This window comes from Synechococcus sp. MIT2312, from assembly GCF_059772315.1.
In genome coordinates, this window is the sequence record NZ_CM186281.1 from 127,594 (window position 1) to 149,812 (window position 22,219).

General features: G+C 54.8%; 38 protein-coding genes and 2 pseudogenes. 18 read left to right on the forward strand and 22 right to left on the reverse strand.

Annotated features, from left to right (window positions below; translation table 11 throughout):
• Positions 1-567 precede the first annotated feature (567 nt).
• Entirely contained in the window at positions 568-1,083 is a 516-nt protein-coding gene (locus AC6EI9_RS00835; protein WP_498468599.1) for a hypothetical protein, read from the forward strand.
• Positions 1,084-1,126: 43 nt separating this feature from the next.
• Here the strand turns inward: AC6EI9_RS00835 and AC6EI9_RS00840 are convergent, their stop codons facing one another.
• On the reverse strand, positions 1,127-1,327 hold the full coding sequence (locus tag AC6EI9_RS00840) for a hypothetical protein (protein WP_498468600.1): 201 nt from the start codon (positions 1,325-1,327) through the stop codon (positions 1,127-1,129).
• Between the two features lie 101 nt (positions 1,328-1,428).
• Here AC6EI9_RS00840 and AC6EI9_RS00845 point away from each other — a divergent pair, with 101 nt between their 5' ends.
• The gene (locus AC6EI9_RS00845) at positions 1,429-1,584 is read left to right on the forward strand and encodes a hypothetical protein (protein ID WP_498468601.1); all 156 of its coding nucleotides are present in this window, start codon (positions 1,429-1,431) and stop codon (positions 1,582-1,584) included.
• Positions 1,585-1,600: 16 nt separating this feature from the next.
• Here AC6EI9_RS00845 and AC6EI9_RS00850 read toward each other — a convergent pair whose 3' ends face one another.
• Positions 1,601-1,759, reverse strand: coding sequence for a hypothetical protein (locus AC6EI9_RS00850; RefSeq protein WP_498468602.1), 159 nt, complete (start codon positions 1,757-1,759; stop codon positions 1,601-1,603).
• Between the two features lie 136 nt (positions 1,760-1,895).
• Here AC6EI9_RS00850 and AC6EI9_RS00855 point away from each other — a divergent pair, with 136 nt between their 5' ends.
• The 3 genes from AC6EI9_RS00855 to AC6EI9_RS00865 all read left to right on the forward strand — a co-directional run bounded on the left by AC6EI9_RS00855 (position 1,896) and on the right by AC6EI9_RS00865 (position 4,961).
• Positions 1,896-2,150: a PM-15 family protein gene (locus AC6EI9_RS00855; RefSeq protein WP_498468603.1), complete on the forward strand. Its 255-nt coding sequence runs from the start codon at positions 1,896-1,898 to the stop codon at positions 2,148-2,150.
• A gap of 450 nt (positions 2,151-2,600) precedes the next feature.
• Complete coding sequence (locus AC6EI9_RS00860) at positions 2,601-3,425, forward strand: N-acetylmuramoyl-L-alanine amidase (protein ID WP_498468604.1); 825 nt, start codon at positions 2,601-2,603, stop codon at positions 3,423-3,425.
• A gap of 276 nt (positions 3,426-3,701) precedes the next feature.
• Complete coding sequence (locus AC6EI9_RS00865) at positions 3,702-4,961, forward strand: site-specific integrase (RefSeq protein WP_498468605.1); 1,260 nt, start codon at positions 3,702-3,704, stop codon at positions 4,959-4,961.
• An 88-nt stretch (positions 4,962-5,049) separates the two neighbouring features.
• Here AC6EI9_RS00865 and AC6EI9_RS00870 read toward each other — a convergent pair whose 3' ends face one another.
• The 6 genes from AC6EI9_RS00870 to AC6EI9_RS00895 form a co-directional block, all read right to left on the reverse strand.
• Complete coding sequence (locus tag AC6EI9_RS00870; RefSeq protein WP_498468606.1) at positions 5,050-6,249, reverse strand: carbamoyl-phosphate synthase; 1,200 nt, start codon at positions 6,247-6,249, stop codon at positions 5,050-5,052.
• 254 nt (positions 6,250-6,503) lie between these two features.
• Positions 6,504-6,755 carry a Nif11-like leader peptide family natural product precursor gene (locus AC6EI9_RS00875; protein WP_498468607.1) on the reverse strand — a complete coding sequence of 84 codons (252 nt, stop codon included), beginning with the start codon at positions 6,753-6,755 and terminating at the stop codon, positions 6,504-6,506.
• Between the two features lie 186 nt (positions 6,756-6,941).
• Positions 6,942-7,247: a Nif11-like leader peptide family natural product precursor gene (locus tag AC6EI9_RS00880; RefSeq protein WP_498468608.1), complete on the reverse strand. Its 306-nt coding sequence runs from the start codon at positions 7,245-7,247 to the stop codon at positions 6,942-6,944.
• 165 nt (positions 7,248-7,412) lie between these two features.
• The gene (locus AC6EI9_RS00885) at positions 7,413-7,871 is read right to left on the reverse strand and encodes a hypothetical protein (RefSeq protein WP_498468609.1); all 459 of its coding nucleotides are present in this window, start codon (positions 7,869-7,871) and stop codon (positions 7,413-7,415) included.
• Positions 7,872-8,055: 184 nt separating this feature from the next.
• Positions 8,056-8,229 carry a hypothetical protein gene (locus AC6EI9_RS00890; protein ID WP_498468610.1) on the reverse strand — a complete coding sequence of 58 codons (174 nt, stop codon included), beginning with the start codon at positions 8,227-8,229 and terminating at the stop codon, positions 8,056-8,058.
• A complete protein-coding gene (locus AC6EI9_RS00895) occupies positions 8,226-8,384 on the reverse strand; it encodes a hypothetical protein (RefSeq protein ID WP_244279880.1) in 159 nt (52 codons plus the stop codon). Before AC6EI9_RS00895 ends, AC6EI9_RS00890 begins: the two co-directional genes overlap by 4 nt.
• Before the next feature lie 46 nt (positions 8,385-8,430).
• Here AC6EI9_RS00895 and AC6EI9_RS00900 point away from each other — a divergent pair.
• The 3 genes and pseudogenes from AC6EI9_RS00900 to AC6EI9_RS00910 form a co-directional block, all read left to right on the forward strand.
• Positions 8,431-8,529: pseudogene (locus tag AC6EI9_RS00900) on the forward strand (DUF3104 domain-containing protein); the annotation flags it as partial.
• A gap of 323 nt (positions 8,530-8,852) precedes the next feature.
• Entirely contained in the window at positions 8,853-9,194 is a 342-nt protein-coding gene (locus AC6EI9_RS00905) for a hypothetical protein (RefSeq protein ID WP_498470157.1), read from the forward strand.
• A 7-nt stretch (positions 9,195-9,201) separates the two neighbouring features.
• Positions 9,202-9,285, forward strand: a pseudogene (locus AC6EI9_RS00910) (DUF3104 domain-containing protein); the annotation flags it as partial.
• Positions 9,286-9,297: 12 nt separating this feature from the next.
• Here the strand turns inward: AC6EI9_RS00910 and AC6EI9_RS00915 are convergent.
• The 5 genes from AC6EI9_RS00915 to AC6EI9_RS00935 form a co-directional block, all read right to left on the reverse strand.
• Entirely contained in the window at positions 9,298-9,741 is a 444-nt protein-coding gene (locus AC6EI9_RS00915; RefSeq protein ID WP_498468611.1) for a hypothetical protein, read from the reverse strand.
• A complete protein-coding gene (locus tag AC6EI9_RS00920; RefSeq protein WP_498468612.1) occupies positions 9,738-10,037 on the reverse strand; it encodes a hypothetical protein in 300 nt (99 codons plus the stop codon). The genes AC6EI9_RS00915 and AC6EI9_RS00920 overlap by 4 nt, the downstream gene beginning before the upstream one ends.
• Positions 10,034-10,378 carry a hypothetical protein gene (locus AC6EI9_RS00925; protein WP_498468613.1) on the reverse strand — a complete coding sequence of 115 codons (345 nt, stop codon included), beginning with the start codon at positions 10,376-10,378 and terminating at the stop codon, positions 10,034-10,036. The genes AC6EI9_RS00920 and AC6EI9_RS00925 overlap by 4 nt, the downstream gene beginning before the upstream one ends.
• A gap of 69 nt (positions 10,379-10,447) precedes the next feature.
• Complete coding sequence (locus AC6EI9_RS00930; protein ID WP_498468614.1) at positions 10,448-10,720, reverse strand: hypothetical protein; 273 nt, start codon at positions 10,718-10,720, stop codon at positions 10,448-10,450.
• A complete protein-coding gene (locus AC6EI9_RS00935) occupies positions 10,684-10,851 on the reverse strand; it encodes a hypothetical protein (protein WP_498468615.1) in 168 nt (55 codons plus the stop codon). Before AC6EI9_RS00935 ends, AC6EI9_RS00930 begins: the two co-directional genes overlap by 37 nt.
• A 58-nt stretch (positions 10,852-10,909) precedes the next feature.
• On the opposite strand from AC6EI9_RS00935, the gene AC6EI9_RS00940 reads away from it, so the two are divergent.
• Entirely contained in the window at positions 10,910-11,332 is a 423-nt protein-coding gene (locus AC6EI9_RS00940) for a hypothetical protein (RefSeq protein ID WP_498468616.1), read from the forward strand.
• 189 nt (positions 11,333-11,521) lie between these two features.
• Positions 11,522-11,698 (forward strand): hypothetical protein, encoded by a 177-nt coding sequence (locus tag AC6EI9_RS00945; protein ID WP_498468617.1) that lies wholly within the window; start codon positions 11,522-11,524, stop codon positions 11,696-11,698.
• Between the two features lie 71 nt (positions 11,699-11,769).
• Here AC6EI9_RS00945 and AC6EI9_RS00950 read toward each other — a convergent pair whose 3' ends face one another.
• Together AC6EI9_RS00950 and AC6EI9_RS00955 are read right to left on the reverse strand one after the other, a co-directional pair.
• Positions 11,770-12,564 carry a PhzF family phenazine biosynthesis protein gene (locus AC6EI9_RS00950; protein WP_498468618.1) on the reverse strand — a complete coding sequence of 265 codons (795 nt, stop codon included), beginning with the start codon at positions 12,562-12,564 and terminating at the stop codon, positions 11,770-11,772.
• A gap of 6 nt (positions 12,565-12,570) precedes the next feature.
• Positions 12,571-12,822: a hypothetical protein gene (locus tag AC6EI9_RS00955; RefSeq protein WP_498468619.1), complete on the reverse strand. Its 252-nt coding sequence runs from the start codon at positions 12,820-12,822 to the stop codon at positions 12,571-12,573.
• A gap of 115 nt (positions 12,823-12,937) precedes the next feature.
• Between AC6EI9_RS00955 and AC6EI9_RS00960 the strand changes: the two genes are divergently transcribed.
• Complete coding sequence (locus AC6EI9_RS00960) at positions 12,938-13,075, forward strand: CAB/ELIP/HLIP family chlorophyll-binding protein (RefSeq protein WP_066908436.1); 138 nt, start codon at positions 12,938-12,940, stop codon at positions 13,073-13,075.
• Entirely contained in the window at positions 13,072-13,233 is a 162-nt protein-coding gene (locus tag AC6EI9_RS00965; RefSeq protein ID WP_170951881.1) for a hypothetical protein, read from the forward strand. Before AC6EI9_RS00960 ends, AC6EI9_RS00965 begins: the two co-directional genes overlap by 4 nt.
• 80 nt (positions 13,234-13,313) lie before the next feature.
• On the opposite strand, the gene AC6EI9_RS00970 is transcribed toward AC6EI9_RS00965, so the two are convergent.
• Positions 13,314-13,979 carry an SDR family oxidoreductase gene (locus tag AC6EI9_RS00970; protein WP_498468620.1) on the reverse strand — a complete coding sequence of 222 codons (666 nt, stop codon included), beginning with the start codon at positions 13,977-13,979 and terminating at the stop codon, positions 13,314-13,316.
• 117 nt (positions 13,980-14,096) lie between these two features.
• On the opposite strand from AC6EI9_RS00970, the gene AC6EI9_RS00975 reads away from it, so the two are divergent.
• A complete protein-coding gene (locus AC6EI9_RS00975; protein ID WP_498468621.1) occupies positions 14,097-14,924 on the forward strand; it encodes a J domain-containing protein in 828 nt (275 codons plus the stop codon).
• A gap of 34 nt (positions 14,925-14,958) precedes the next feature.
• Here the strand turns inward: AC6EI9_RS00975 and AC6EI9_RS00980 are convergent, their stop codons facing one another.
• Both AC6EI9_RS00980 and AC6EI9_RS00985 read right to left on the reverse strand, forming a co-directional pair.
• Positions 14,959-15,282, reverse strand: coding sequence for a hypothetical protein (locus AC6EI9_RS00980; protein WP_498468622.1), 324 nt, complete (start codon positions 15,280-15,282; stop codon positions 14,959-14,961).
• A gap of 48 nt (positions 15,283-15,330) precedes the next feature.
• The gene (locus tag AC6EI9_RS00985; protein WP_498468623.1) at positions 15,331-15,435 is read right to left on the reverse strand and encodes a DUF4278 domain-containing protein; all 105 of its coding nucleotides are present in this window, start codon (positions 15,433-15,435) and stop codon (positions 15,331-15,333) included.
• A gap of 243 nt (positions 15,436-15,678) precedes the next feature.
• On the opposite strand from AC6EI9_RS00985, the gene AC6EI9_RS00990 reads away from it, so the two are divergent.
• Positions 15,679-15,882: a hypothetical protein gene (locus AC6EI9_RS00990; RefSeq protein WP_498468624.1), complete on the forward strand. Its 204-nt coding sequence runs from the start codon at positions 15,679-15,681 to the stop codon at positions 15,880-15,882.
• A gap of 20 nt (positions 15,883-15,902) precedes the next feature.
• On the opposite strand, the gene AC6EI9_RS00995 is transcribed toward AC6EI9_RS00990, so the two are convergent.
• Positions 15,903-17,828: a DUF4114 domain-containing protein gene (locus AC6EI9_RS00995; RefSeq protein WP_498468625.1), complete on the reverse strand. Its 1,926-nt coding sequence runs from the start codon at positions 17,826-17,828 to the stop codon at positions 15,903-15,905.
• Between the two features lie 144 nt (positions 17,829-17,972).
• Entirely contained in the window at positions 17,973-18,173 is a 201-nt protein-coding gene (locus AC6EI9_RS01000; RefSeq protein ID WP_498468626.1) for a chlorophyll a/b-binding protein, read from the reverse strand.
• A gap of 258 nt (positions 18,174-18,431) precedes the next feature.
• Here AC6EI9_RS01000 and AC6EI9_RS01005 point away from each other — a divergent pair, with 258 nt between their 5' ends.
• Positions 18,432-18,623, forward strand: a complete 192-nt coding sequence (locus tag AC6EI9_RS01005) for a hypothetical protein (RefSeq protein WP_066908047.1) — start codon at positions 18,432-18,434, stop codon at positions 18,621-18,623.
• Between the two features lie 97 nt (positions 18,624-18,720).
• Here the strand turns inward: AC6EI9_RS01005 and AC6EI9_RS01010 are convergent, their stop codons facing one another.
• Positions 18,721-19,383 (reverse strand): DUF3598 family protein, encoded by a 663-nt coding sequence (locus AC6EI9_RS01010; RefSeq protein WP_498468627.1) that lies wholly within the window; start codon positions 19,381-19,383, stop codon positions 18,721-18,723.
• A gap of 524 nt (positions 19,384-19,907) precedes the next feature.
• Here AC6EI9_RS01010 and AC6EI9_RS01015 point away from each other — a divergent pair.
• From AC6EI9_RS01015 to AC6EI9_RS01025, 3 genes are all read left to right on the forward strand, one after another.
• On the forward strand, positions 19,908-20,132 hold the full coding sequence (locus AC6EI9_RS01015) for a hypothetical protein (RefSeq protein WP_498468628.1): 225 nt from the start codon (positions 19,908-19,910) through the stop codon (positions 20,130-20,132).
• A 196-nt stretch (positions 20,133-20,328) separates the two neighbouring features.
• Positions 20,329-20,532: a hypothetical protein gene (locus AC6EI9_RS01020; protein ID WP_498468629.1), complete on the forward strand. Its 204-nt coding sequence runs from the start codon at positions 20,329-20,331 to the stop codon at positions 20,530-20,532.
• A gap of 103 nt (positions 20,533-20,635) precedes the next feature.
• Entirely contained in the window at positions 20,636-20,905 is a 270-nt protein-coding gene (locus AC6EI9_RS01025) for a hypothetical protein (protein WP_498468630.1), read from the forward strand.
• Positions 20,906-20,922: 17 nt separating this feature from the next.
• On the opposite strand, the gene AC6EI9_RS01030 is transcribed toward AC6EI9_RS01025, so the two are convergent.
• Positions 20,923-22,188: a cytochrome P450 gene (locus tag AC6EI9_RS01030; protein WP_498468631.1), complete on the reverse strand. Its 1,266-nt coding sequence runs from the start codon at positions 22,186-22,188 to the stop codon at positions 20,923-20,925.
• Positions 22,189-22,219: the final 31 nt, after the last annotated feature.

A 22,219-nucleotide genomic window follows, 5' to 3' on the forward strand; every position in this document is an offset into this window, starting at 1 on the left:
GATTCAGCAGAGCACAGTTCGTTTGAGTCGGCATGAATGAACCCCCGGAATTCAGAGTTGGTGCTGAATTCCGGGGGTTTTCGCCAGCGATTTGCTGGTCTGGTGACCGCACCATCCGGACGAATGGAACGGCCTAACTCGCTCGTTTGTTCATTGGCTTCCTGTCTGAATCTGAACGTGAATCCTGGTTGAATTCGTTACGAAGGACAGTGGGTGAAGCGAAGGAAAGTAGAAGCGAACAATTCTGCTGTGAGCCTCTGGGGCCAGGTTCCTGTAAGGCTTGGCTGATCGGATCGGCCTTGATGACCCGGTCAATTGCACCTCATGTTGGTTGAGAGAAACGTTGGAGCAGTGACGAACAGTCGAATCGCTTCTCAGATCTGCTCAGGTGGAGTGTCTGCCGTCATCCGGTACCTCCGATTGGATGACTCCAGTGTTGATGTTGTGTGGACTGTTCGGCAATCAGTGCAATCACGCATTGTTCCGCGTTGCGACCTGCGTCAGGCTGAATGCAGCTTGGTTTCTACGTGGCTAAGCAGTCGGTGAACGCTTGCTGAAATCGCACCGATGCTGTCTCGCGGAGTGATGAAGATGTTGGTGGGTGCTCTCTGCGCTCTCCAGCCACTGGCTTTACCTGTCGCCTGGGCTGGCCATCACCACGGTGGCGGACACCATCAGCACTCTGGAGGTGGCTCCCACCATCACTCTGTTCATGCCGATTTCCACTACCACCCCCGCTATGCAGGTGGTGCTTGGTATGGGCATCACGGCCAGTGGTATGGGCATCACTATCACAACCGCTGGAACTGGAACAGCTTTGGCGCCCTGGCTGGTGCTGCCGTGATCGGTGGGTTGATCAGCTCGGCATTTCATTCGAACAATCGAACGATTGCTGTGCCGAACAGCGCTTATCAACTTGATTACGACAGCATCCGCGTGAATGGATCCATCGTGATGTTCAACGTTGATGGAGCGCCGATGAGTGCCGACTGCACCAGCGGATATCTCAACGGGCATGCCGCTGAAAACCGCGGCCAGGCTCAGCTGGTCAATGCGGCCTGCACGGTGGCCTTTGGCAAATGAGCGCCTTTGTGAAGGCTTGTTCAGTGTTTCGCCTGCAGCCTTTTCAATCTTTGGCCCAGCGCTGATTGCACCTGCTGGAGCAGTTCATGTCCCCATCCGGGTAGCTGTAGCCGGCTTTGCGGGCATTCTTTTCAACTTCCGCTGGGCTTGAACCACTGAAGTTTCGGGTGGTTTTGGCCTCGACAGAGAAAGTGGCTGCCAGTAACCCAGTGGCTGTGACCAGAGCGATGCTGAATGCGCGCATGATGAGAGTGAGACCGAGTTGATCCTCTGGTTTGCAGGACTTCAGGTCAAGAAATGGCAAGCAATCGTGTGAATCGGTGATCTCGATCCCAGTCTTGAGCCATGGGATTACTTCACTGTCCGCTCTGCATGGGCCTTGCTGTTTTGTCGGCGCTTCGCTTTTCTGCCCACGCTGTGATGATTTTCCAGCTTGAGAGAGAACGGCTGGAGAATTCGTCCCGTGTCGATCACTCGATGGGAATGTTGATGCGTCTGTGATGCAGACGATTCGTCGTTACTGCTCTGAGACCACCCAGGCGGTTGCAGCTCGTTGGCGGAAATAAAGATCGGTGAGTTCCCGTGCCAGCGACTGGAGCTCGCGCACGTCAGTGGTGGCATCAATCATCCGCTTGAGCGACTCGGCTTCGAACTGCTGAGAGAGATTGACCTGCATGAAACAGACGGATGTTGGCGAAAGCTTAAAAAAATGTCACGACCGTTCGCGAGAGCGCTTGCCCGGCCGATTTGCGATGAGACTCGCGGTGGCCTGTCGCGAGCGTCATGATGTAACAACTTCGTTACAAAGCCCGATGACCCTCGGCGAACTTTTCTTGGAAAGCCTCTCCACAGGGGTGATTACAGAAGATGAGGTGGATTGGCTGGCTTCTCATCAACACGTTTTCTCCCGTGCCGAAGAGGCTGCTGCAGTGCGTTTGGGACGCCTGATGGACGACGGGGTTGTCAATCTCGGCTGCCGGGTTTCGCCTCAGTGGTTCCAGCATCGGGATGTGGTTGAGCACTGGATTGAGCCTCTCGGACGCCGGCGTCACGCGACACAAGCTTGATGTGATGCCAGAGCCCGGTGAATGAGCATCCGAGCCGTGAAGCGTTAAATCTTCAATCGTGCCGATGACATTTTCACTGCGCCTCTGATCGCCGGGCTGACAACGTGTTGATTCGCTGTCGTCCAGCAAGAATCAGGAGTCATCCAACCTGTCAATCACCAGCAGCAGTCTGCTGGTGATGTCTCATCCAGCTTGTTCAAATTCACTCAAGAGAGTGCTGTGGTGGAGGGTCTGACTGCCATTGTTGTTTCAGTGGTTTGATGCACTGAAGCGGTTTCAGAAAGCTCGTCGATCTTGTTCTCGATCGAAAAATTGATCGCCGAATGAATGGCTCGATTTGCAGGTAACGTCCTGCATCAACTGCTCGGCAAAAGGATTGATGTCGCTGTTGTTGATCATTCCGCAAAGCATGAGAGTGTTGCTCCTGCGTTGAACGTGCCAATCGCCGTGATGAGATCAGTGCCGCATCGGCTGACGATTTCACTGGTGATTGGTCTTTGCAGCTGTTCGCTTCTGGAGGGCGATTCCGGTGGCCAAGGAGTGTCCGACACAGCTGCTGGTGTTCTGCCATCTCGGGATCGCCCTCCTCTGATGCGCCTGGGCAAAAGCCGTGTTGCTGCATCGTCGTTGGAGGTGATTCAGGCCTGTGAACAGCGTCTCGGTCTTGCTGCGGAGGATGTCCAGTTGGCTCACTCAACCAATTTCGGAGAACGCAAGACCAGGGATTCGTGGGGACGTGTGTTGCAGGTGAAGCCGATGGTGATCGTGCTGCACGAAACGGTGATCAGCGAGCCTCAGGCCCTTGACCTGTTCAAGACCAATCATCCGGATGATGATCAACAGGTGAGTTATCACATGCTCATTGGCCGGGATGGGCGCCGCGTGCGGATCGTTCCCGATCAGAAGCGTGCCTACGGCAGCGGCATGTCGGCCTTTGGCGACATCACGGTGCGGGATCGTCCCGGCAGTGTGGGATCGATCAACAACATCGCTTTGCACATCAGCTTGGTGACGCCGTCGGATGGTCGCGGAGACTCCCATGGCCATTCCGGTTACACGAACGCGCAATACAAAGCGCTCGCCGAGCAGGTGTTGCTTTGGCAAGCGACATTCGGGATCCCCATCACGCGCCTGACCACGCATGCAGCCGTGGATCGCAGTCGCAGTCGATATGACCCGCGCAGCTTCCGTTGGGATCGTTTTGAGCCTCACTACAACCACGCTGCAGATCTCTGTGGGCTCAATCAGTTCAACAACCAGCAGGCAGGACCGTGAGCGAACAAAGCCTGGGAAGCGTGTTCTGCGCAGACATCTCCTGAATTCAATGCTGCTCTTGCATTGATGCCGTGCCGCTGATCCCCCGCTGGCGGTACATGCCTTGATCGGAGCTTGTTTCTCATTCCTTCTTCGGAAGAGCAGAAAGCAGTCACAGCAACAGTTTTAAGGAAAGTAGATGCGCTGATGCTGCTCAGTTAGTGCGCAGTTGATGCGCTGTTGCTGCGTATCAACTGCGTATTTTCGTGCGTATGTTGGTAGTGCGTTAGGCATTACATGGCGGCCGAGAGGTGGGTTCAGACACTGCGTGACTCGGTAGCCGATGCCGGTTTTGCTGATGGCTGGTCACTGATCCAGCGCAACGGAAAGGTGCAGGTTCAGCATTCCTGGCTCGAGCCAGGGGGCAGCAGTAAGAAGGCGACCGCCATGCTTCCGATTGCTTGGGAGCGTGGATGCGCTGCTGATGTGATCGGTGCTCTGAACGTGGTTCAGAAAGCGATGGTGCATGGCCGCACCCTGAAGGAAGCGGTCAAGGTGATCGGCAAGCAGGCCACCACCGCTGATGGTGGTTTGGACTGGGATGCTGCTTTTGAAGAGTTCAAAGCTTCCAAGGTCGGCGGCGTTGTTTCCGATGAGCACGGGTTTAACCGCACATACGGAATGAGCTGGAGAGCTTTGCGGTTGGCGATGGATGAGCAATCGCCTCAGAACGCATCGCAGTTCCTCCAGTACGCCACCAACAGTGCCAAAAAGGATGCTGAGGGGAAATGGATTCCACTGCCTCAGGGGTCGTCTTATCGCCGCCGGAAGGTGCAGCTCGTCAAAGCGTTTCTGGAGTTCTGCCGTGATGAACTCGGTTTTGAAGAGAGGTGGCACCCACCGGCTAATACCAAAAAGTATGTGGGCATCGCTCCACGGGCAGCCGTTGTCGGGAAGCGTCAGAAGAACAAAAAGGATGCCGTTCCAGAGTCAGCTCTGAAACCGCTGATGGAATCGTTCCGGGATACGGAGGTTGGTAAGAGTTGGCGGCTGGCCATTGGGTTGTTGGCCTGCTTCGGGCTGAGGCCTTGGGAACTCAAGTTCTTGGAGGTTGAGGGCAAGTTCCTACGGGTGACGGAGGGAAAGCGCAATTCCCGCAAACAGTCCGATCCACGCATCGTCATGGGCATCGATCCAGAGGACATGCCGGGGTTGAGTCAGCAGCTATTGCTGGAGTTGTCGTCTGGAACGACAAGGCTGCCGTCGCTTGGAACCCGTCCCAATCAGGTCGGCAACATGACTAACGACTATCTCCACCACAATCCGTTTTGGAGGGAGCTGAAGGCCGCGGCGAAGGAGAACGGAGAGGTTCTGGCCAGCTACTCATTCCGCCATCGCTATGCGTATGCGGCTGATCGGATTGGCCTGAACGATCGGGAGATCTGCCAGTTCATGGGCAACAACCGCATGACCTACGTGCAGCACTACGGCACCAACGCCAGGGAGTCGGAGTTGATTGCTGCCGCTGAACGAGTATTGGCCGGAGTCGCTAGTTGATTGCAGGCTTGATTACTAATTAAGCCCTGACTATCTCTGCTCAACTGCGCTCAATCGTACCAGGTATTGAACCGTCAAATAGCTGCTTTTAAGGGCAGATTTGGGTTACAGGTAAGCCGCAAAATGCTCCTGTCCTACCATGATCTCCAGGTTCTGGAGGAGGAGTTGGGTGGTATGGTGGTGTAGGTTTTCTTTTGCCGGGGACCCAATATGGGGGTTCACAGTGGTATGTAGAAGCTACCAAGCCTTTATTTTCTGGTTTCAATTGTGTAACCGCCCCTCCAGTTATCGAACCTCTGTAACGCTTGATAATAGTACCTTTGGATCGATAGAATTTCTTTAGCGTGCACGATACGGCTGCATCATGAACGCGGACATTTCTGTTTTTAACTCTTTCGGATAACGCTAGAATCGTTGGCTTTTGCCATGCTTTTTTCTTCGTTTCTGAAGCTGAACTATTGCTACCAAACCGATACTCAATGTTGCCTGAAACTCTGGTTTCAAAAGCTTCGTCATAGGAAACATTGATGCCAGCAGTTAATCCATCAGCGATCAGATAATCAAGCTCAAACTGCACGCCAGAACCATCTGCTGTTCCTAAATCACCACTTTGGTAGTAGTAACCAACAGAGGCATTGAGTTCTGGCGTGATGAAATAGCCAACATCCAGGCCATAGGTATCAAGCGCCCCACCGAAATAACGAGCATTAAGGCGCTGCTCTGTATCACCAACAGGGATTAAGGCATAGGCATTGAAGTTCCAGGTATCAGAGACTGCTTCTAAACCTGCTGCGATCTGCTGGAAGAAAGCACTTTCCTTGTCGTAGAGGGTGACACCTGTTTCAGCATTGCCTGTATTCATCGGGCGGCTGTCGTAACCAGCATTCACCCCGAACATCCAGCTGCGGTCTCCATTCAGCCAGCGGTAGCCAAGCCTTGATGAGGTGCTGATCGTTGTTCCAGCAACCTCTGTATTGACGATGCTGCTGTTCCCGCCGTAATCAGCAAAGTTGGCATTGAGCAACACATCAGCAAAGAACACACTGTTCTCGCCAACAGACAGGGGCAAGAACCCACCAATACCTGCTTGATTCGGTGTACCTGCTCCTTGCAGTGCGCCTTGAAAACCCCAGTTGAACTTGACTGCATCCTTGAGGTTGATCTCCATCACCCCGAGATCATCTGCGCTGCCTGCCTCTTGAGCAGCAGCAGGCAAGAGAGGGGTATTGGCAAGTGCCAGTGCAGCAACACCGCTCAGCGATAAAGAAAGGCTCAGGGACCGATGCATGGATCAGGCGTCAGTTCGCGCATGATGCCGAGCTTTGCTTGGTTGCGCCCGTTGCAGCTGAGCTTTGTAACGGCACTGAGGAAGATTTAGTTCCTATTGAATAACTAATTGCCTGATCTATCTCTGCTCAATTGCGCTCAATCGTGCCAGGCATTGAAGGCTAATTTGTGGGCTGCTTGGGGTGATTGAAGAAATAAAACCCCCTGCCGTTGCAGGGGCTTTGATGAGTAGGCTCAGAATCCATCCACAACCAATCAGTCCACCCCAGCCAGCCAATCCACCAGGCATCCAATCCAGTTAGTTCCTCCTCCACCAGCCACGCCTTCCAGTTCCTCATCTGTAAGTTCTGATTTAGCGTTCTTCAAGTCATCAGCAGAAATACTAAACCCAGCTTCTTTTGCAATCGCAACTACTGCATCAGCATCCGAAGCAGCTTTGAGCTTCTCCTGAAGCGTGGTGTCGCCTTTGACCTTTTCTAGGAATGCCTTGAGCTGTTCTTCTGACATGGCTACTGGGAGTTTATAGCGGTTATAGCAACGATATCTTGAAGCGTATTTGGCTAATAATTACTGCGCTCAATCGTGCCAGGTATTGAAGGCTGATTGATGGTGGGTATGGGGTGATTGAAGAAATAAAAACCCCTGCGGCGGCAGGGGCTTTGCAATGAGTAGGCTTTTAACAACTCGGGTCTGTCAGTGTTCCACTTGGCACACAGTGTCCCATCCACGTGTTTCACACCATGGTGGTGCACTTGCACACATTCCGCAATTTGTGTCACAAGAACTTGTAATTGCACTACCTCCACCAGCCGCGCTTTCTAACTCCTCCTCAGAAATCTCTGATTGAGCGTTCTTCAAGTCATCAGCAGAGATGCTAAATCCTGCTTCCTTGGCAATAGAAACCACAGCATCAGTATCAGCAGCTGCTTTGAGCTTCTCCTGAAGGCTGGTGTCTCCTTTGACCTTTTCTATGAACGCTTTGAGTTGTTCTTCTGACATGTGTATCAAGTCTATTCAACATTTATAGCAACGGTCTACGGCAGTGTCTTTGGTTAATAATTACTGCGTTCAATCGTGCCAGCTATTGAAGACTTGAGTAATGATTGCGATCAGAAGGTTCCCAAGGAGGCGAGACACAAATTGATAGGGCATTGCTTTAATTAATTAATAACGTCTGCATTCACCTTCGGCTCCTGTCAAGAACTTTGGAAACACCGTACTCTGCGTTCTCACAAAAGCAAACTTCCCCCCTTCATCTTTCAATATCGTGATCTCTGTTTTTGTGTTTATTATCTCCTCTATAAGTTCAACTGTCTTCCAACTTCCGTCTGCATACCGGTCTGAGATGGCAGTACGCCAAGGACCCCAAGGACCCCAATCATCTCCTTCGATAGGCTCGCTGTACTTCACATTCCCGTTTGGTCCATCGACTTCGACCATCAACCGGATCTCGGCCTTCTTTTCTGGGAGATGATTACCTTCCGCGTCAGTAATCCAGGTGAAGCCTTTCGCTTCGCACCAGAAGAACTCACCCCCAGCCCTCTGAGCATTTGCATTTAATAGAGGATACGCAAGAGTTATTGCCAGGAGAGAGACGCTAGATGTAATCGCTGAACGAAGCATTGAGTTGTAATCAGTCCGCGCATGATGCCGGGCTTTGCTTGGTTGCGCCCGTTGAGCAGCAGCCTTTTACGTTCGCGGCCAGTACTGGTGTCCTAGCATTGTGGACATGCCTGTGGATCTCGGGGTCTACAACTCGCCCGAGTCAGAGAGTCCGGTGTTTCTTGGCTTTCTCTTCGGTCATTGTTCAATCATCCGGTGGTTGTGAGATTGGGACTTGGGTTGGGTTCTGTTTGTGCTTATGAAACTTGAATCCACCGCTTAATCCGCTGAGTTCATCTTCACTCAGCTCTTCCGTAAGTTCTGGTGACTCGTTCTCTTTCTTGTCGTCATTGAGTTTCTTGGCTTGCTCTTCGGTCATTTCAAATCTCCTCTAATGAAATCAGCTGTCCCAGGACATCTTGCTCTACCGCCACTGACACCCTTTGCCTCTTCATCAGTCAACTCTTCCTTGCCCTGCTCTGCCTTAGTTGTCTCTTCCTTGACTTCCTCCTTTTTGCCTTGCTCTTCAGTCATCAGAGTCTCTAAGACTTCCCCCAGTAGTAGCAGCTATCTCGCGTCCGTAGGTACGAGCTTCCAGATCGCCGATGTGGATTCAGGCGTGATCCGTTGGGTCAACGCTGATCTGGTGACCCACATCCTGCCGGGATTGCAGCGCTAGAAGTCAGCCAGAAAGTCCTTGCAGCTATCGGAAGAGCCCTAGAAGCCGGGGGCACGCCCTTCATTGGGAACCTCGAAGCCTGATTCCTTGGCTTGCTCTAGCTCTTCCAGAGAGATGACCTTCTCATTCTTCCCCTCTTCAGAAACACCCTCGACAGTTGGTCCTTTCTTGAGGTCGGCAGAGGAAGGCTTAGGAGATTGAAGCCCAGGAATCCAGTTCTCTGGAATTCGAGTCAACCAAAACGGAGGCCATTGCCCCAAGTTATTCAGAGAGTGGCATCTTGCAAACCGGTGCTATTTAGGTCTGAGTAATCAGAACCACTGATGAAGACCCACGTCCTTCTGGCATTGATGGCAATCGGATGCTCACCAGTAATGGCAGAGGACAGGAGCGCATCATGGCCTTTGGAGATTGAGGGGCCAGCAGTACACAAGTGTCTTAAAACAGTCGAAATATCTCCTTATCCAATGACCATCTGGTGGGTGTGGGGATTAGGAGAGAATGACGCTGACGGGAATGAAAGCATCGATTCAGTTAGACCTCCTGCGAAGTTCGAATTGGTAGAGGATCTGGGTGAGTATGAAGAAGAGCACGTGCTTGCAGCGAGTAGAAAGAAAATTACTGTCACTTTTCACGATTACGAAGGTCTTTGCACCTTCGACTAAGGACGCATTAGATCAGGTCGCCGATGTGGATTCAGTAGTGATCCGCTGGGTCAACGCCGATCTGGTGACGCACATCCTCCCCTCGGTCTGACGGCTATCTAAATCAGCTCTTTGCCTCTTTCAGAGCCTTCTCAAACTCTGATTCATCAATTCCTTTGCACATTCCCCTCGCCTTTAATGTTTCCAAGGTGGCATCATTACGACGTATAGCATCTCCAATCATTGGCCCAGGAGGGACTATTTGCATAGTAACTTTCATGGTATTAGTAAACCCATTTTCTGACCAATTTTCATCTATAATAGCCACACCGTTGACAATTTTATCTTCATTCCATTCAGGCTCCTTTGCCGTTAGAATTCGGCTTTTTGTCAGATTTACCATTATATGATCGGCATCAATTAATTCTTCTTTCTTCGTGATCTTGTTCGACTTAAGGTCTTTTTCAACAACAGTTACCTTAGTCTCGCATTTCAAATAAACAAAGTCATCGGCGATGGCAGGCGATGCTGAGAGGAGTAGAGCACCAAGAAGGGTTGAAAGTTTCACTGGTACACCTCTTTACAGACTATATCTTCTTTTATATTCTCATATGCATTGCGTATTTCAGAAATATAAGGTTTGTGATCTGGATTTTCTGAAAGCACCTTAACTGTTCCGGACAATATATCTTTTGCGTATTCCTTCTTTACAAGTTTGTCTATTGCCAGGCCGCACAAAACATTGCCAACTCCATAAATGTAGCCGTAATTATACCCTTTCAGCCTTTCTGAAGCCGTATTACTGGCAGCAAGACCAGGCGTAACTGAGAGGAGTAGAGCTCCAAGGAGTGGAAGGTATTTCACTGTCCTTTGCCTCCTTGAAGTCCTGAACAGTCAGGCAGAGTTTTATACAGCTCAAGCTGCTGTTTCATTTGAGTAAGTTGATCCGTCATCAATTTGTAAGCAATGCCATTCTTCTCGGCTTGGCTCAAGTCTTTGGATAGATGACCTGCCTCCTCCATTTGCCTTGCTATCTCAACCATATTCTCTGGCTTTAGTACTTCCTGATAAGCAGTTTGATAAAGCCTCTCATACCTTTTCATTTCACTTTCCTTATTCCTTATACAGTTGTTGTCCCTGTCGAATTGTGCAATGGCAGGTGATGCTGAGAGGAGTAGTGCACCAAGGGCTAATAGAGATTTCATATACAGATGCGAGACACCTGAACGTAAGGCAATAAAAAGCCCTGCGCTCGGCAGGGCTGCTGAGCCTGCTCAGCTGAAGCGGAAGCCGGTGAAGCCAAGGCCCCAGGGGAGTAGGACCTTCTGGAGCGCGATGCAGGCATAGCCCAGTGCATCGGCCATGTGGCTGTGATTGCTCTTTGGATCTGGGACGCTCGCTCCAGCCCGATATTCAAGGTTGCTGAGGGAGCGGATCACTCGCTTGCAGCGTGGATTCACCTTCAGACGCCTGTGGCCGTTGGCGTCGCGGATCATCGAGCGGGTGGCGCTCACCTTGTCGCGGATGCTCCAGGGTTTACGAGGCATTCTTCGATGCCTGCGGTGAGCATCAGCCGGGTTTTGCCCAACCGGCGACCGCTGAACACCACTTTGATCTGAGCATCAGAGCGGTGGATCTCAGCGGCGGCTGGCTTGAGTTCGATCTGAGCGGTTGCCATATCCCATTCTGCCAAGCGAAATAAAACTGCTAGAAGAAAAGAAGTATTGATATTTAGAATGACCCGAAGACTCTTGAGATTATTACTGTCGACATCTTTTGTAATTGCAGCTTTTAGTCAACACAGCAAAGTTTTTGCAGCCGATGTGCATATTGGAGGCAAGGGCAGCAAGCCACTTGAAGAATACGGTTATTTTGAAGTCGATAAGCCTGAAAAATACGTATTTAGCTATGCAAGAGCGCCGGGAAGTAAAACAGCGTTTGGAGTCGGAATCACCACTCCCACTCAAACCATGGCTGACAATGGTCTAGTCGTGCCAACGACACTTTTTGTTGACTGCAAAAGTCAGCGCGCAAGCTTTAACTTAATGCAAGAACTTCCCGCTCAAAATGCAGAAAAATGGTCGATGGAGACTATGATGTACCAAGGAACATTTTTCTGCCAACTTCATAAGAAGTTTTTAAAGCATTCATATTGGTAATCACCATCAGTTGGGAATCACTTGGCGCGAGCCTTGTCAGCTCGATGGTGTCTCTGCGCCATCCCTGGTCAAAGCTTGATGCGCACGTTGTTGCGAGGATTGTGCGGAGTTTGTGCGCTGAGAGTATTTTTCGGCGTACAAGCACTGACACAGTTTCTCAAAAGTCAGTCCACTACTACTTTTTCAAGGATGTCTTTGATCCCCCGCTGGCGGTATATGACCGACGACAGCAAGGCACTCGTCAAGCGTGGTGCCGTGAGTCTGCTGGTTGTGTTCGTCGCCGTGATTGTGCTGCGTGCACTTCTGCCCTGGGTGTTGCTCGGCGTGATTGCCTGGTTTGTCTGGTCCTGGCTGGCGAAGCGTTGATTGGTGGAGCCTGTCGACATCCCTTGAGCCCATGTCGACGCAGGCTCGTCGTTGTTTATCGGAACAGCGCGTTATCCGTCGATGTGAATCACACCACTGAGATAAGGGATCACACGGCCACTGATCAACACTCTTTCATTCGCCAATTCGCACTGCAGCAGCCCACCTCGAGCTGAAAGCTGACGGGCAACCAGGCTTGTGCGATCGAGTCGATCAGCCCAGTAAGGCGCCAGGGTGCAATGCGCTGATCCGGTCGCTGGATCTTCTTCGATGCCGCATGACGGAGCGAAGAACCGGCTGACGAAATCAATGTCCGAGTCCGACCCTGGCGCCGTCACGATCAGGCCCCGTCCAGGAAGAGCGGCAACAGCCTTCGAATCAGGCTTGATCGCCTCGACCTCACGCTCATCTGCGACCACCACCATCAGATCCATTGCCTGCAGACAGGCGAGGACGCTGGTGCCAAGGATCTGATGGAGTCCGGTCGGGGTGGCGCAAGGTTCTCCCGGCTGCAGTGGGAAGTTGAGAGTGAGCTGCTCTCCGTTGCGGCGAACCGTCAGCGGTCCGCTGTTGGAGCTGAACTGCACCATCTCGAGATCAGGTTCACGCTGGAACACGACATGGCCAGCCGCCAGGGTGGCGTGACCACAGAGATCCACCTCGCAGCTGGGAGTGAACCAGCGAAGCTCATAGCGACCTTCACGACCCACATAAAAGGCGGTCTCGGAGAGATTGTTCTCAGAAGCGATCGCCTGCATCACCCGATCCGGTAGCCAGGTCTGCAGAGGGCAGACAGCGGCAGGGTTGCCCTGAAACGGAGCTTCAGCAAAAGCGGCGACCTGTTCGATCGGGATCGTGTCTGTCATGACTACTCAGCTGGATCCGTTGCGGGTGTGTTCATCGGCAGAGCCGCGTGATCTCTCGACCTGGGTGAACAGAAGCCAGGCCACAGCCGCGAGGACTCCCCCGGTCCAGTGGCTGCGCAGCAGTTCCACAATCGCAACGGTGCTTGCGGTGATCCGCAGGCCTCGCAGCAGAAAGTCCTGAAGCGAGGGTTTGGCAGGCGTTTGCGTGTCAGGCGATTGCGGGTCCATCGTTGCGCTGGCGGCAGAGGCATCCTGCATGCCTCGACCCCATGTTGATCCAGGCTTCAACGCTGGTGCCAGCTAGTCATTTGCACTCCGATCCACACAGGGGCGACACAATCTGTTACAAAGGGTGGACACGCGATTCTTCCCGATGGACAACGCAAAATTTGGTTTCTCCGCCTTCGCTGAGCAGTGGAACGGCCGTCTGGCAATGATGGGCTTCGTCATCGGCCTCGGCACCGAGCTTCTGACCGGTCAGGGAATCCTTTCCCAGGTTGGCCTCGGTTGAAATCCATTCAGGAGCCTGATGTTTGGGCACCGGAAGATCGTGTTGGTTATGTCCAGCTGATTCTCTTCGGTGCGTTCATCGCGACCCTCGGAGTCGGTGCCAACATCGTTGTGAAGTACCTCTGGTCATCGCTGGACGCTCTCAGCAATTATTTCTGATCCAGTTCACCAAGCTGTTTTTCAGCTTGTTGAATCAGCCCCTGCTGAAGCAGGGGTTTTTTAATGCCAACTGTCGTTCTTCACCAGGGCAGCACGGTGCCGTTGGCGTGCCAGAAGCTGCCACTGTTCTCAAGAGTCAGTTCATCAATCCGTGCAATCAGTCCGTTGACAGAGTCCGTCGGGCTGATGCCGTTGGGATTGAATCTGATCATCCGAGTCTTGACCAGGCCAGGGTGAAGAATCGCCACGGCAATGCCGCGGCTCTGCAGATCCACCGCAAGCGATTTGCCAGCAATGTTCAGCGCCACCTTCGACATCCTGTAGCCGTAAGAGCCCCCTGAACTGTTGTCTTCGATCGACCCCATGCGGCTGGTCATCAGCACCAGCTTTGATCCCTCAGGCATCAACGGAACCAATGCCCTGGCAAGCAGAAGAGGTGCCAGGGCATTGACCTCAAACTGCTGGCGGATGCCCGCCGGATCCAGGTCGCTCAGCCCCATCGACTGCAGCATCCCTGCATTGAGAATCACGGTGTCCAGCTGCTGGCCGGCCAGTCCATTGACCAACGCGGCGATTGAATCGGGGCTGGTGAGTTCAATTCCTGATTCAACCCGTACTCCAAGGGCGTCCAGTTCGTCGCTGGACTGACGGCAGACCGCGATCACCTTGTCTCCACGGCTGTGGAGCTGCTGGCAATAAGCAAGACCGATTCCCCTGTTGGCACCGGTCACCAGAGAAGTCGCCAAGGGCCGAATCGCAGTTGAGCACCATCCTGCCGTCAGCATCAACGGATGGGCCTCGCCCATCAGCTCGGCTCGTAGTCTCTTTGGATTCGCTGAAGCGGTCGCTGTTGCGCGGTTTACATGGGCTTTGATCCGCGCCAGTGGTCGCCTTCATCGTCAACCCGTGACGATCGCAACCGGCAGAACCACGCTGAACGTGTCACCAGCAATGTGGAAGCTTTGCTGCGCGAAAACGATGCTCTGCGCAGGGAGGTGCAGCGATTGCATCTGCAGCTTGATCGTTTGCAGCGGCAGCAGTGGCAGCGACCTCAACGTGATCCGGACCGTGATTGGACCCGGCAACAGCCATCGACTCTGGTGAACTCTGCGCAGGTGCAGCTCTGGGGAGATTCTCTGGCGATGCAGCCGGGTTGGAGCGCGTTGCGCCAGCACGGCCTTGAGCAGCTGATCGATCAGCTCAATCGCAGCAGCTTTCACTCTCAGCTCAGCTTGCGTCAGAGGCTCGACCGGCTGGTCAGTGGTCTTGGCACTGATCTGTTGGCTGCCGTGGGGGGCAAGTCCACGAAGAAAACCGCGGCGGTGCTGGCGGCGTTTGCGCTGTATGGGGTGCGGGCCAGTGAATGGCTTGATGAGGATCCACGCAGGGTGGTGGCGGAACTCCGTCACCGTCATCGTCAGGTCCAGGATCATCGCCAGACCGGCAGCAGTGGTCGGCGGACGCGCAGTGATCAACGAGCGACGGATCGAGAGCCAAGTGAGCGGAGGCACAGTGGATCGGCTGATGCGCGTTCCGAAGCGCTGTTGGTTTTGGGGTTGAAGACGGGTGCTTCCCAGGAGGCCATCAAGCAGGCATTCCGGACGTTGGTCAAGCAGCATCATCCCGATCTGGGTGGATCCGCAGATGCTTTTCGCAGGGTCAATGACGCCTATCAGTTGCTGATGGCCTAAAGGCAACGCCGCGAAGCCATGGAACGCCCTGGCCTCATCGCCACAGCACCTCAATCGTGGAACCTCCGGACATGTCGAAGCGGATGCCTGTTGTGCTGTTGCTGCGCTGATAACGCTGTCCCGCCTCGCTGTACGGGAAATTGAATATCTGTCCGCGGAACATGATGGTCACGTTGCCCTGGCGTTGGCTGAACCGACACGGACCTGACTGGAGCGGAACGGAAGGGTTGTGATTGCTCAGTTGGCAATGGGCGACCGTGCTGTCGGCATGAACCCTTGTGGCCGCCTCAGTGATGGCGAAGCCAAGGCTCAGCAGCAGAAGACGGCAGGTGGATTTCAGAGGATGGTGCAGAGGCATGAAAAAAGCCCTGACGGATCAGGGCGTTGTGCCGGAGTTCGGCGGAACTCATCTGGCCACTTTCTGGCCCCGGTACACGAGTTCAGGACGCTCGCTGTTCTTGGCGACAGCGGTGTTCTGCGCGTACTTCTGGCCGCGGTAGGTCAGTGTCATGGAGGTTCCTCGAAGCAAGCTCAGGTCCCCGTTCCATGGCCTGAGTCGAACTGCGCCTCGTCAAAGACGAGGTGAACGATGTTGAGAGACTCAACACGATTTTTATAGCAGGCTGGTCAACAGTGAGGTCGTTCGCGCCGCTACATGGCGCGTTCCACTGTCCTGCACAAGCGGGCAGGCAGTGATTCACGGCGAACTGCGGCGTGATCGGCTTCTTAGGATGAGATCACCGTTGGATCTGACATGAATCCCAAGCAGGTGGGTGCCCTTCGACGGGCTGTGATCTATTTCCTGGTGGGATATGGAGGACTGACTGTGATCAACAACAGCGGTCTGGCTCCTGAACGGATGTGGCTGGCTTACACGCCCTTGTTCGTGGGGGTGTATTTCTTCGCGCGCTGGGCGGACGCCAGGATTGCTGCCTCAGGCCAGGCCAAGGACGAGTGACTCTCAGATAACGGTGTTGTTCACAGCCCCAGGCTGAAACGCACAATCAGGTCGTCATAGTCGCGATCGCCGCCCCCGTAGCCATCCTCCAGGCCCCATCCATTGGCCCCGAATCCTGTGAAATGCCCGAGCTTGTCGGAGTTGGCCGCGGCAAAGGCGAAATACCGCTCACCGCTCGTCTGATTGATGATCAACGGTGCATAGATCGCACCGCTCTGCAGGGTGATGCTGAAGGGAGCGATCGTGGAGTTGGTCAACTCCAGAGTGTTGTCGCTGATCAGATCGGCGCGACGGCCTGCTGCTTCGGCATATCCAGGCTCGCCCGGTCTGAGGATTGATCCGCTCAGTGGATCCACCACCGTGCCCTCGTCGTCGCTGACGGAATACCACTGAAGAACGGAGTCGTCTGCAGCCGATCGACTGAAGGATCCTGAGACGGTTACACCACTCGACGCATCAACCTCCCTGATATCGATCAGATCAATGGCAGACAGCTGAGTTCTTTGGCCTGGAAGATCCGTTGCTGCTGAGGATGACGCCGCGAAACTGCTGAAGAAGCGACGCTTCTGAGGATCGATGTAAGCCAGGATGGTTTGTCCTGTGACCGTGTCTTCGACGGCAGGACCCAGCAGAGTTCCCACCGGCCGGAGATTCCAGGGATTGCGCAGGACGGCACCGTCGGTCTCCACAAAGGTGACCTTCCTGGCACCGTCCAGATCGAGGCTGATCGGAATGCTGTGGTCCTGGCTGGGCACGGTGAAGGGTCCCGGAGCGGCGCCGGGAGCCTTGGGGCTGTTGCCTGGCCCACCGGGGTTGTACACAGCGCTGTAGCCATTTCCGGATGGCATGCGCACGGCACTGAGTGCCTTGATGGCCTTCAGATCACCTTCAAGGATGACGTCGTAGTAGTTGTCATGGTCCTCGACATAAGCCGCATTCACAGCTGTGCCTGCCGGTGCCAGATCAGCAAGGCCAACCACGGTGATCGTGCCCCGATCACCGATGGCATAGGACTCTCCCGTTTCAGTGATCGTAATGCTCTCACCGCTTTGCGTGGTTGCCTTCAGCTGGAAAAATCGGCTGAAGTCATCCGGCATCAGGCTCGCGATGCCGTCCGGTGAAAAACCGGCGCTGGTGTAAAGCCGCAACCGGTACTGCGCCTGATCTCCGTAGGAATCCGAGCCACTGTTGTGTTGTGATGCAGCACCGACACCGACGGGTCCGCCCTCTCCAAGATCGCTGTGCCGATTGAGCTTCGCGGCCACCAGCCGAGGCCCGTTGCCTGCCACGTAGGAGTTGCTGCTGTCGATCGACAGGCCAACGGCGTTCACCGGCCCTGATCTGCCGATCATCTGCAGCGGTGTGCCGTCGTTGACGATCGCCACCGATATCGGGTATCGGGCACCGGGACTGCCAGGTGTGATGCGATTGCCGAAATCACCCTCGATCACGACAGTCTGGCGTTCGTTGTGCTCGAGGTTCGGCAACAGACCCGCGATCTGGGGAGTCACCGTTGTGCCGTCACTGAGGGTCACCTCAAAGTCACTGCCGTCGGCATCCAGGGACGAGGGCAGAACGGGAAAGCTGAACACCAGTGGCATGGTGTCAGCGAGCAGCAGTTTGGTGGCGAAGGTGCCGCTCGCACCCACCACGCTCGCGGCGGATGTGAGTGCCCTGAGGGATGGGTTCAGAGCCGGATCAAGGGTCTGCCAGGCCACATTGAATTCCGCAGCCGCCTGTTCTGCATTGGCACCCATCAGGCCTGGGACTCCCATGTATCCATCGAAGCCGTAGTTGCCGGTTAAAAACTCGGCTTCGTCTCCGAACAGATCAGCTCCATAGACGATCGCTGTGAGCAGACTCGACGCCAGTGTCGATGTGTTGGCGATGTCGGCGTTGATGGTGTCGAGCAGTGGATCTGCCCAATGGCTGTAAACAAGCGCCATCGATTCCACTGCCGTTCCCTTGAAATTTAGGGAAGCTCACGGATCTTTCAAACGGTTCAGACCGAAGGTTCCCATCAAAAAAGACACCTCATTAGCGATGGCTAGGGAGGTGCCTTGAGTTGATTGAGGAAAGACTCCCAGGGCTCAGCTGAGGCCCAGCACTCCGAAGGTGATCTGGCTGAGGATGCCGTGGCCAGTTAAGGCTTCGGTGAGAATTCCGATCACGAAGCCGAGCATGGCAACGCGACCGTTCAACAGTTCTGCGCGCACCATTCGCTCACCTTTGATCTGGCTTGCCGCTGCATCCTGGTACCACTGGTCTTGGGTGGAAGTGGAAGAACTCATGGCATTAGTACTTGTAAAGCAATGTTAAGGCATTTTGTAACGGAGTGCAACGCATTCACTGGCGGCAGGCCGGGGTGGCTGGATTCGCGCGCTGTCTTCAGTCTGTGCTGTCCACCTGGATCGTCTTGTGATCAGGACATTTCAGCTCCGTTGATTGATCAACTGCGACTTGAGATGAACCAATCCCGACTTCTTTCCGTTGCTTCTCAAGATGTTTGTTTCAGCCAAACATCTTGATGACAGATTCATCGAGTTGTTGTGTTTCAGATCGAAGAGCTCACTGACGCGGGCTGGCATCAGACCGATTTGCATGACACCAAAGACCACGCTCTTTGGCATGCAAGATCCAAAAGCGATGCAGATGGTCACACCTACCGGGTGATCAGCAGGGAATCGGGTCTGGTGTGTCTGATGACCAGGAACGGCAGTGAGTGCTGGGAACTGGATTGAATCCCTCCCAGCAGGTGTTCACTGTTGATGGCCTTCGCTTCGCCTGAGTGCCATCCATCCATGCCTGAAGATTTCTGCAGCCGATAGCTTCGAACCGTTAGTCCCAGATGTCTGCCTCCGAGAGGTTCTCGAGGTATCCGTTGGCGTCGTAGCGCCGCACGATCTGATGGGTCTGACCCTGGGGAGTGATCCAGCGCATGCCGCAGGCCGTGGCGTCTCCCATTTGCCGGTCTCTGGCATCGAGCAAGAGCTCCACATTCGGCTCGGGTTGCCAGATCACCCAGTTGCCGCTGGTTCTTGTCGTGCACTGCAGTGGCTGAGCCGGTGCCTCTGGTTCACCGTCTTGCCTGGTTTCAACGATGTAGACCACCTGATCCAGACCATGGAACCCATGGCGTGCCACGATCCGCCGCCGTTGATCTCCATTGACGACACTCAGCTCCCCAGTCCAGGCGAGCGGTGTGATCGCACTCGGGCCGAGTGACCATCCGCCGCCTGCATTCACCTGCATCGTGAACGGCACGGTTTCGAAATTCATCGACCGCTGCTCACCGGAGGCGAGATAGGTGAGGCAGTTTTCGATCACGCCATCGCGTTCCTGCACCTTCAGTGATGTCGGGAAACGATCTTCCTCGTTGCCGCTGCTGCCCAGCCGGATGAAGCGCCCCTTCCAGTGTCCTCTGTTGTGCTGCAGCAGCGCAGAGCGGGGGTCATGCATGGCCTCAAGGGGTGTTGATCGACCACCAATCGTGGCTGTCAAAACGGTTGACCGTGATCGATGCAAAACGGAAGGCCGCCCCTTCCGGATGGAAGAGACGGCCTAACTCGCTCGTTCTCGCATGGTTTCACTCCATCACGTCGGGATGAAAGAAGGAGTGCGAAGCCACTGGCTGCGGCGTCCCTGGGGCCATGACGTCCAGAGGTGGGGCTGATGCGGCTCCGGGGCACCTGCGGCGGTGCAATGGAGTGTCGATCGACGTGGCGCACCTGGTGTCTGCCTGTCGAAGGACCAGCCTCACGGATGGGTGGAAACTGTTGGAGCAGGGGGCCGGAAAGTCAGAAGACTTCTGGGATCTGGTTGGGTGGAGTGTCGGCTGTCATCAGCGCCTCCGATCTCGATGTGCACAGTTTTGGTGTCGGTCGCTACAAAAGCAATGAGCATGAAGGCGCATTGCCTGATCCAGGTGAATCCCTGGAGAGTGAAGACGGCATGCCTGGTTCTCGAACTGAAGCGCTGAGTTTTACGCTCCGGGCAGATCAGACATTCTCTGCGGCTGCGGATGTATGGCTTTGCAACTTCACTCGGCTGAGTTTCTGCATGACGACGGACTCACCTATTGCATTCGGCGTGAGTCGCTCGATCAGGACTTCACGATCTATGAGAAACGAGATGGTGAATGGGTTGATTGTGGTCTTGACCAAGCGGTCCAGGACCTTAATTTCGCTGAGTTCAAGCGCCTTGGATTGCTGATCAAAACGATCATGGACGCCGACAGCTGGGTCGCTTAGTTGATGGTTGATGAGTAGAGCATTGGAGGAGTTGTGTCTGCGGCTGTCTGGACAACCGACCCTGTTCAGCCGGTTTTCCCCCTGTGAAGATTCCAGCTGCTGTAAGAGTCTGACCGCGGTTGAGAAGTTCATGAGATCACGAGTTCCCGAGGTGAAAACCCTGGGAACTTTTTTATGAAGCGCACGTGTTTTTCCAGTGCTGACAGAAGACGATGGTGCTCTGCTGCTGCACAGCCTCTTGCTGGAACCTGAGCTGATCACACCACAGACCGCTCTCAGGGTCGATGAAGCCGGCCGGCTCACCTACATGGGGCAAGACGGTTGCCGGCGTGTGATCATCGGCGACCCTGATTTGCTGGACAGACTGATGCAGAATGATCAAATCATTGATGAACAGTGAAGCTGAGCGGCTTGATCGGGTTGCGTTCATCTTCATCGATCAACAGCTGTGATCTCCTGGGTCTTGACGGTGACGTTTAAGTGGGGAAGCATTTCACCCTTCCATGATTAAGGGCGTCTTTGGGTTTCTGAAGTCGTTGTTTTTCGGAGAAACCGATCAACAAATGGCCGCGGATGATTCTCAATCGTTGAAGGAACGAACCCTTCAGGCGGTTGCCTCCGATCAACATGATCTGGTTCACAAAGGGCCACGCGGAGGCCTTTACCGTCTGGATGCCAACGGCCGGAAGATCTATCTCAGGCAGAGCTCCGCGACCGCCGGCAAGCCACGCCGAGCCAAGCGCCGCCGGCACAATTCCTCCAAGGCATCCTGACGGCCTGCGCTGGTCTTTCACTGGCGTGGTTTCACGCTCACCAGCAGCCCGTCACGAGGTGTCGGGCTGGGAATCTGTTTCAACGAGAGGTCTTGATCGGGTTCGAGACGCAGCTGCAACTTCTGGATCAGCCCGACGGTCATCAATCTGATCTCCAGTTCGGCCAGGGCCTTGCCGAGGCAGACCCGCTCACCGCCTCCGAAGGGCAGCAGGGTTTGATTGAACGATCCATCCAGATGGCGCTGCGGCCTGAATACGGCGATGTCGTCGGATTCCTCGCTGGTTCTGGAACCCAGCACCACCTGAATCACCCGATCTTCGGGAATCTCCACATCGGCCAATCGGATCGGCTGCAGATTGCGGCGAAAGAAGCCCCCAACCGGTGGTGTGAGCCGCATCACTTCCAGAACCGTGGCATCCAGGCGGGGTGATCGATGCGAGGCCTCGAAAGGCCAGGGTGATGACAGCAGTTCCGGCAGCAGCCAGTGCTCCACTTCAGGGTTGAGCAACAGGGCACGGAACAGACAGCTCAACGATGAAGCCGTTGTCTCATAACCTGCGAACAACAGCAGCAACAACTGCTCCACGAGGTCGTCGTCATCCAGAGGTATGTCGACTTCATCGAGTCCGCCGCTGAGCAGATCAAGCCCCCCCTGCCGGGAATCGCTGTGTTGCAGCACCGTTTTCAGGCGGGCGAGCAACCGCTCCCGTGCAGCCAGTGCCCGGGCAAAGGGGGTTCCCGGTACCGCCAGTGGAATGGAGAACAGGGCCTGGGTCCAGATCTCGAAATCAGCGAACAGAGCATCGCGATCGCTGACGTCCAGCCCCAGCACGGTGGTGGCGATCACCGCAAAGGCGAAGCGTCGCATCCTGACGGCCAGAGGCTGCGGAGTCTCGGACTCCTGCAGCTCAAGGATCAGGTCCTCGATCAACCCCTGGATTGATGGGGTGTAGCGGCAGAGTGCACCGCTGGAAAACAGCTGCCCCACCACGCGGCGGCGGGCTTTGTGAGCGGGGCCGCTGCGGTTGGCGAGCGACCGGGTGCCGAGCAGTTGACGCACACTGTCCGGCCACCAACCCTCGAGGGCTGCTCCCTGCTTGAGCAGATCGGAAATCGCCCGTTCACCCTGGATGAACACGATGCGCTGAGCCAGCAGACGGGTCTCAAAGACATCGCCATGGGCTGCAAAGCGTTTGCTGGCGAAGCCAGGGTCACTGAAGAAGTCGAGTGTCTCCCTGAGGCCCGTGACCGCACCGGTGCTGGGATATGTCGCGGCGCTCATGGAAGCTGATCGGTTGCCTCGAGAACCTATC

Coding starts and splice junctions, on each gene's coding strand:
- AC6EI9_RS00895 (WP_244279880.1), bottom strand. CDS start 8,384: ATGACTGAAGAGCAAGGCAAAAAGGAGGAAGTCAAGGAAGAGACAACT.
- AC6EI9_RS01015 (WP_498468628.1), top strand. CDS start 19,908: ATGGCTTTGCAACTTCACTCGGCTGAGTTTCTGCATGACGACGGACTC.
- AC6EI9_RS00845 (WP_498468601.1), top strand. CDS start 1,429: ATGGGATTACTTCACTGTCCGCTCTGCATGGGCCTTGCTGTTTTGTCG.
- AC6EI9_RS00955 (WP_498468619.1), bottom strand. CDS start 12,822: ATGCAGGATGCCTCTGCCGCCAGCGCAACGATGGACCCGCAATCGCCT.
- AC6EI9_RS00890 (WP_498468610.1), bottom strand. CDS start 8,229: ATGACCGAAGAGCAAGCCAAGAAACTCAATGACGACAAGAAAGAGAAC.
- AC6EI9_RS00940 (WP_498468616.1), top strand. CDS start 10,910: ATGACCCGAAGACTCTTGAGATTATTACTGTCGACATCTTTTGTAATT.
- AC6EI9_RS00945 (WP_498468617.1), top strand. CDS start 11,522: ATGTCTTTGATCCCCCGCTGGCGGTATATGACCGACGACAGCAAGGCA.
- AC6EI9_RS00950 (WP_498468618.1), bottom strand. CDS start 12,564: ATGACAGACACGATCCCGATCGAACAGGTCGCCGCTTTTGCTGAAGCT.
- AC6EI9_RS00930 (WP_498468614.1), bottom strand. CDS start 10,720: ATGCCTCGTAAACCCTGGAGCATCCGCGACAAGGTGAGCGCCACCCGC.
- AC6EI9_RS00875 (WP_498468607.1), bottom strand. CDS start 6,755: ATGTCAGAAGAACAGCTCAAGGCATTCCTAGAAAAGGTCAAAGGCGAC.
- AC6EI9_RS01000 (WP_498468626.1), bottom strand. CDS start 18,173: ATGAGTTCTTCCACTTCCACCCAAGACCAGTGGTACCAGGATGCAGCG.
- AC6EI9_RS00885 (WP_498468609.1), bottom strand. CDS start 7,871: ATGCTTCGTTCAGCGATTACATCTAGCGTCTCTCTCCTGGCAATAACT.
- AC6EI9_RS00835 (WP_498468599.1), top strand. CDS start 568: ATGCTGTCTCGCGGAGTGATGAAGATGTTGGTGGGTGCTCTCTGCGCT.
- AC6EI9_RS00980 (WP_498468622.1), bottom strand. CDS start 15,282: ATGCCTCTGCACCATCCTCTGAAATCCACCTGCCGTCTTCTGCTGCTG.
- AC6EI9_RS00925 (WP_498468613.1), bottom strand. CDS start 10,378: ATGAAATCTCTATTAGCCCTTGGTGCACTACTCCTCTCAGCATCACCT.
- AC6EI9_RS01025 (WP_498468630.1), top strand. CDS start 20,636: ATGATTAAGGGCGTCTTTGGGTTTCTGAAGTCGTTGTTTTTCGGAGAA.
- AC6EI9_RS00905 (WP_498470157.1), top strand. CDS start 8,853: ATGAAGACCCACGTCCTTCTGGCATTGATGGCAATCGGATGCTCACCA.
- AC6EI9_RS00855 (WP_498468603.1), top strand. CDS start 1,896: ATGACCCTCGGCGAACTTTTCTTGGAAAGCCTCTCCACAGGGGTGATT.
- AC6EI9_RS00880 (WP_498468608.1), bottom strand. CDS start 7,247: ATGTCAGAAGAACAACTCAAAGCGTTCATAGAAAAGGTCAAAGGAGAC.
- AC6EI9_RS00975 (WP_498468621.1), top strand. CDS start 14,097: ATGGGCTTTGATCCGCGCCAGTGGTCGCCTTCATCGTCAACCCGTGAC.
- AC6EI9_RS00850 (WP_498468602.1), bottom strand. CDS start 1,759: ATGCAGGTCAATCTCTCTCAGCAGTTCGAAGCCGAGTCGCTCAAGCGG.
- AC6EI9_RS00865 (WP_498468605.1), top strand. CDS start 3,702: ATGGCGGCCGAGAGGTGGGTTCAGACACTGCGTGACTCGGTAGCCGAT.
- AC6EI9_RS00990 (WP_498468624.1), top strand. CDS start 15,679: ATGAATCCCAAGCAGGTGGGTGCCCTTCGACGGGCTGTGATCTATTTC.
- AC6EI9_RS00985 (WP_498468623.1), bottom strand. CDS start 15,435: ATGACACTGACCTACCGCGGCCAGAAGTACGCGCAGAACACCGCTGTC.
- AC6EI9_RS00995 (WP_498468625.1), bottom strand. CDS start 17,828: ATGGCGCTTGTTTACAGCCATTGGGCAGATCCACTGCTCGACACCATC.
- AC6EI9_RS00870 (WP_498468606.1), bottom strand. CDS start 6,249: ATGCATCGGTCCCTGAGCCTTTCTTTATCGCTGAGCGGTGTTGCTGCA.
- AC6EI9_RS00860 (WP_498468604.1), top strand. CDS start 2,601: ATGAGATCAGTGCCGCATCGGCTGACGATTTCACTGGTGATTGGTCTT.
- AC6EI9_RS00960 (WP_066908436.1), top strand. CDS start 12,938: ATGGACAACGCAAAATTTGGTTTCTCCGCCTTCGCTGAGCAGTGGAAC.
- AC6EI9_RS00935 (WP_498468615.1), bottom strand. CDS start 10,851: ATGGCAACCGCTCAGATCGAACTCAAGCCAGCCGCCGCTGAGATCCAC.
- AC6EI9_RS00840 (WP_498468600.1), bottom strand. CDS start 1,327: ATGCGCGCATTCAGCATCGCTCTGGTCACAGCCACTGGGTTACTGGCA.
- AC6EI9_RS01030 (WP_498468631.1), bottom strand. CDS start 22,188: ATGAGCGCCGCGACATATCCCAGCACCGGTGCGGTCACGGGCCTCAGG.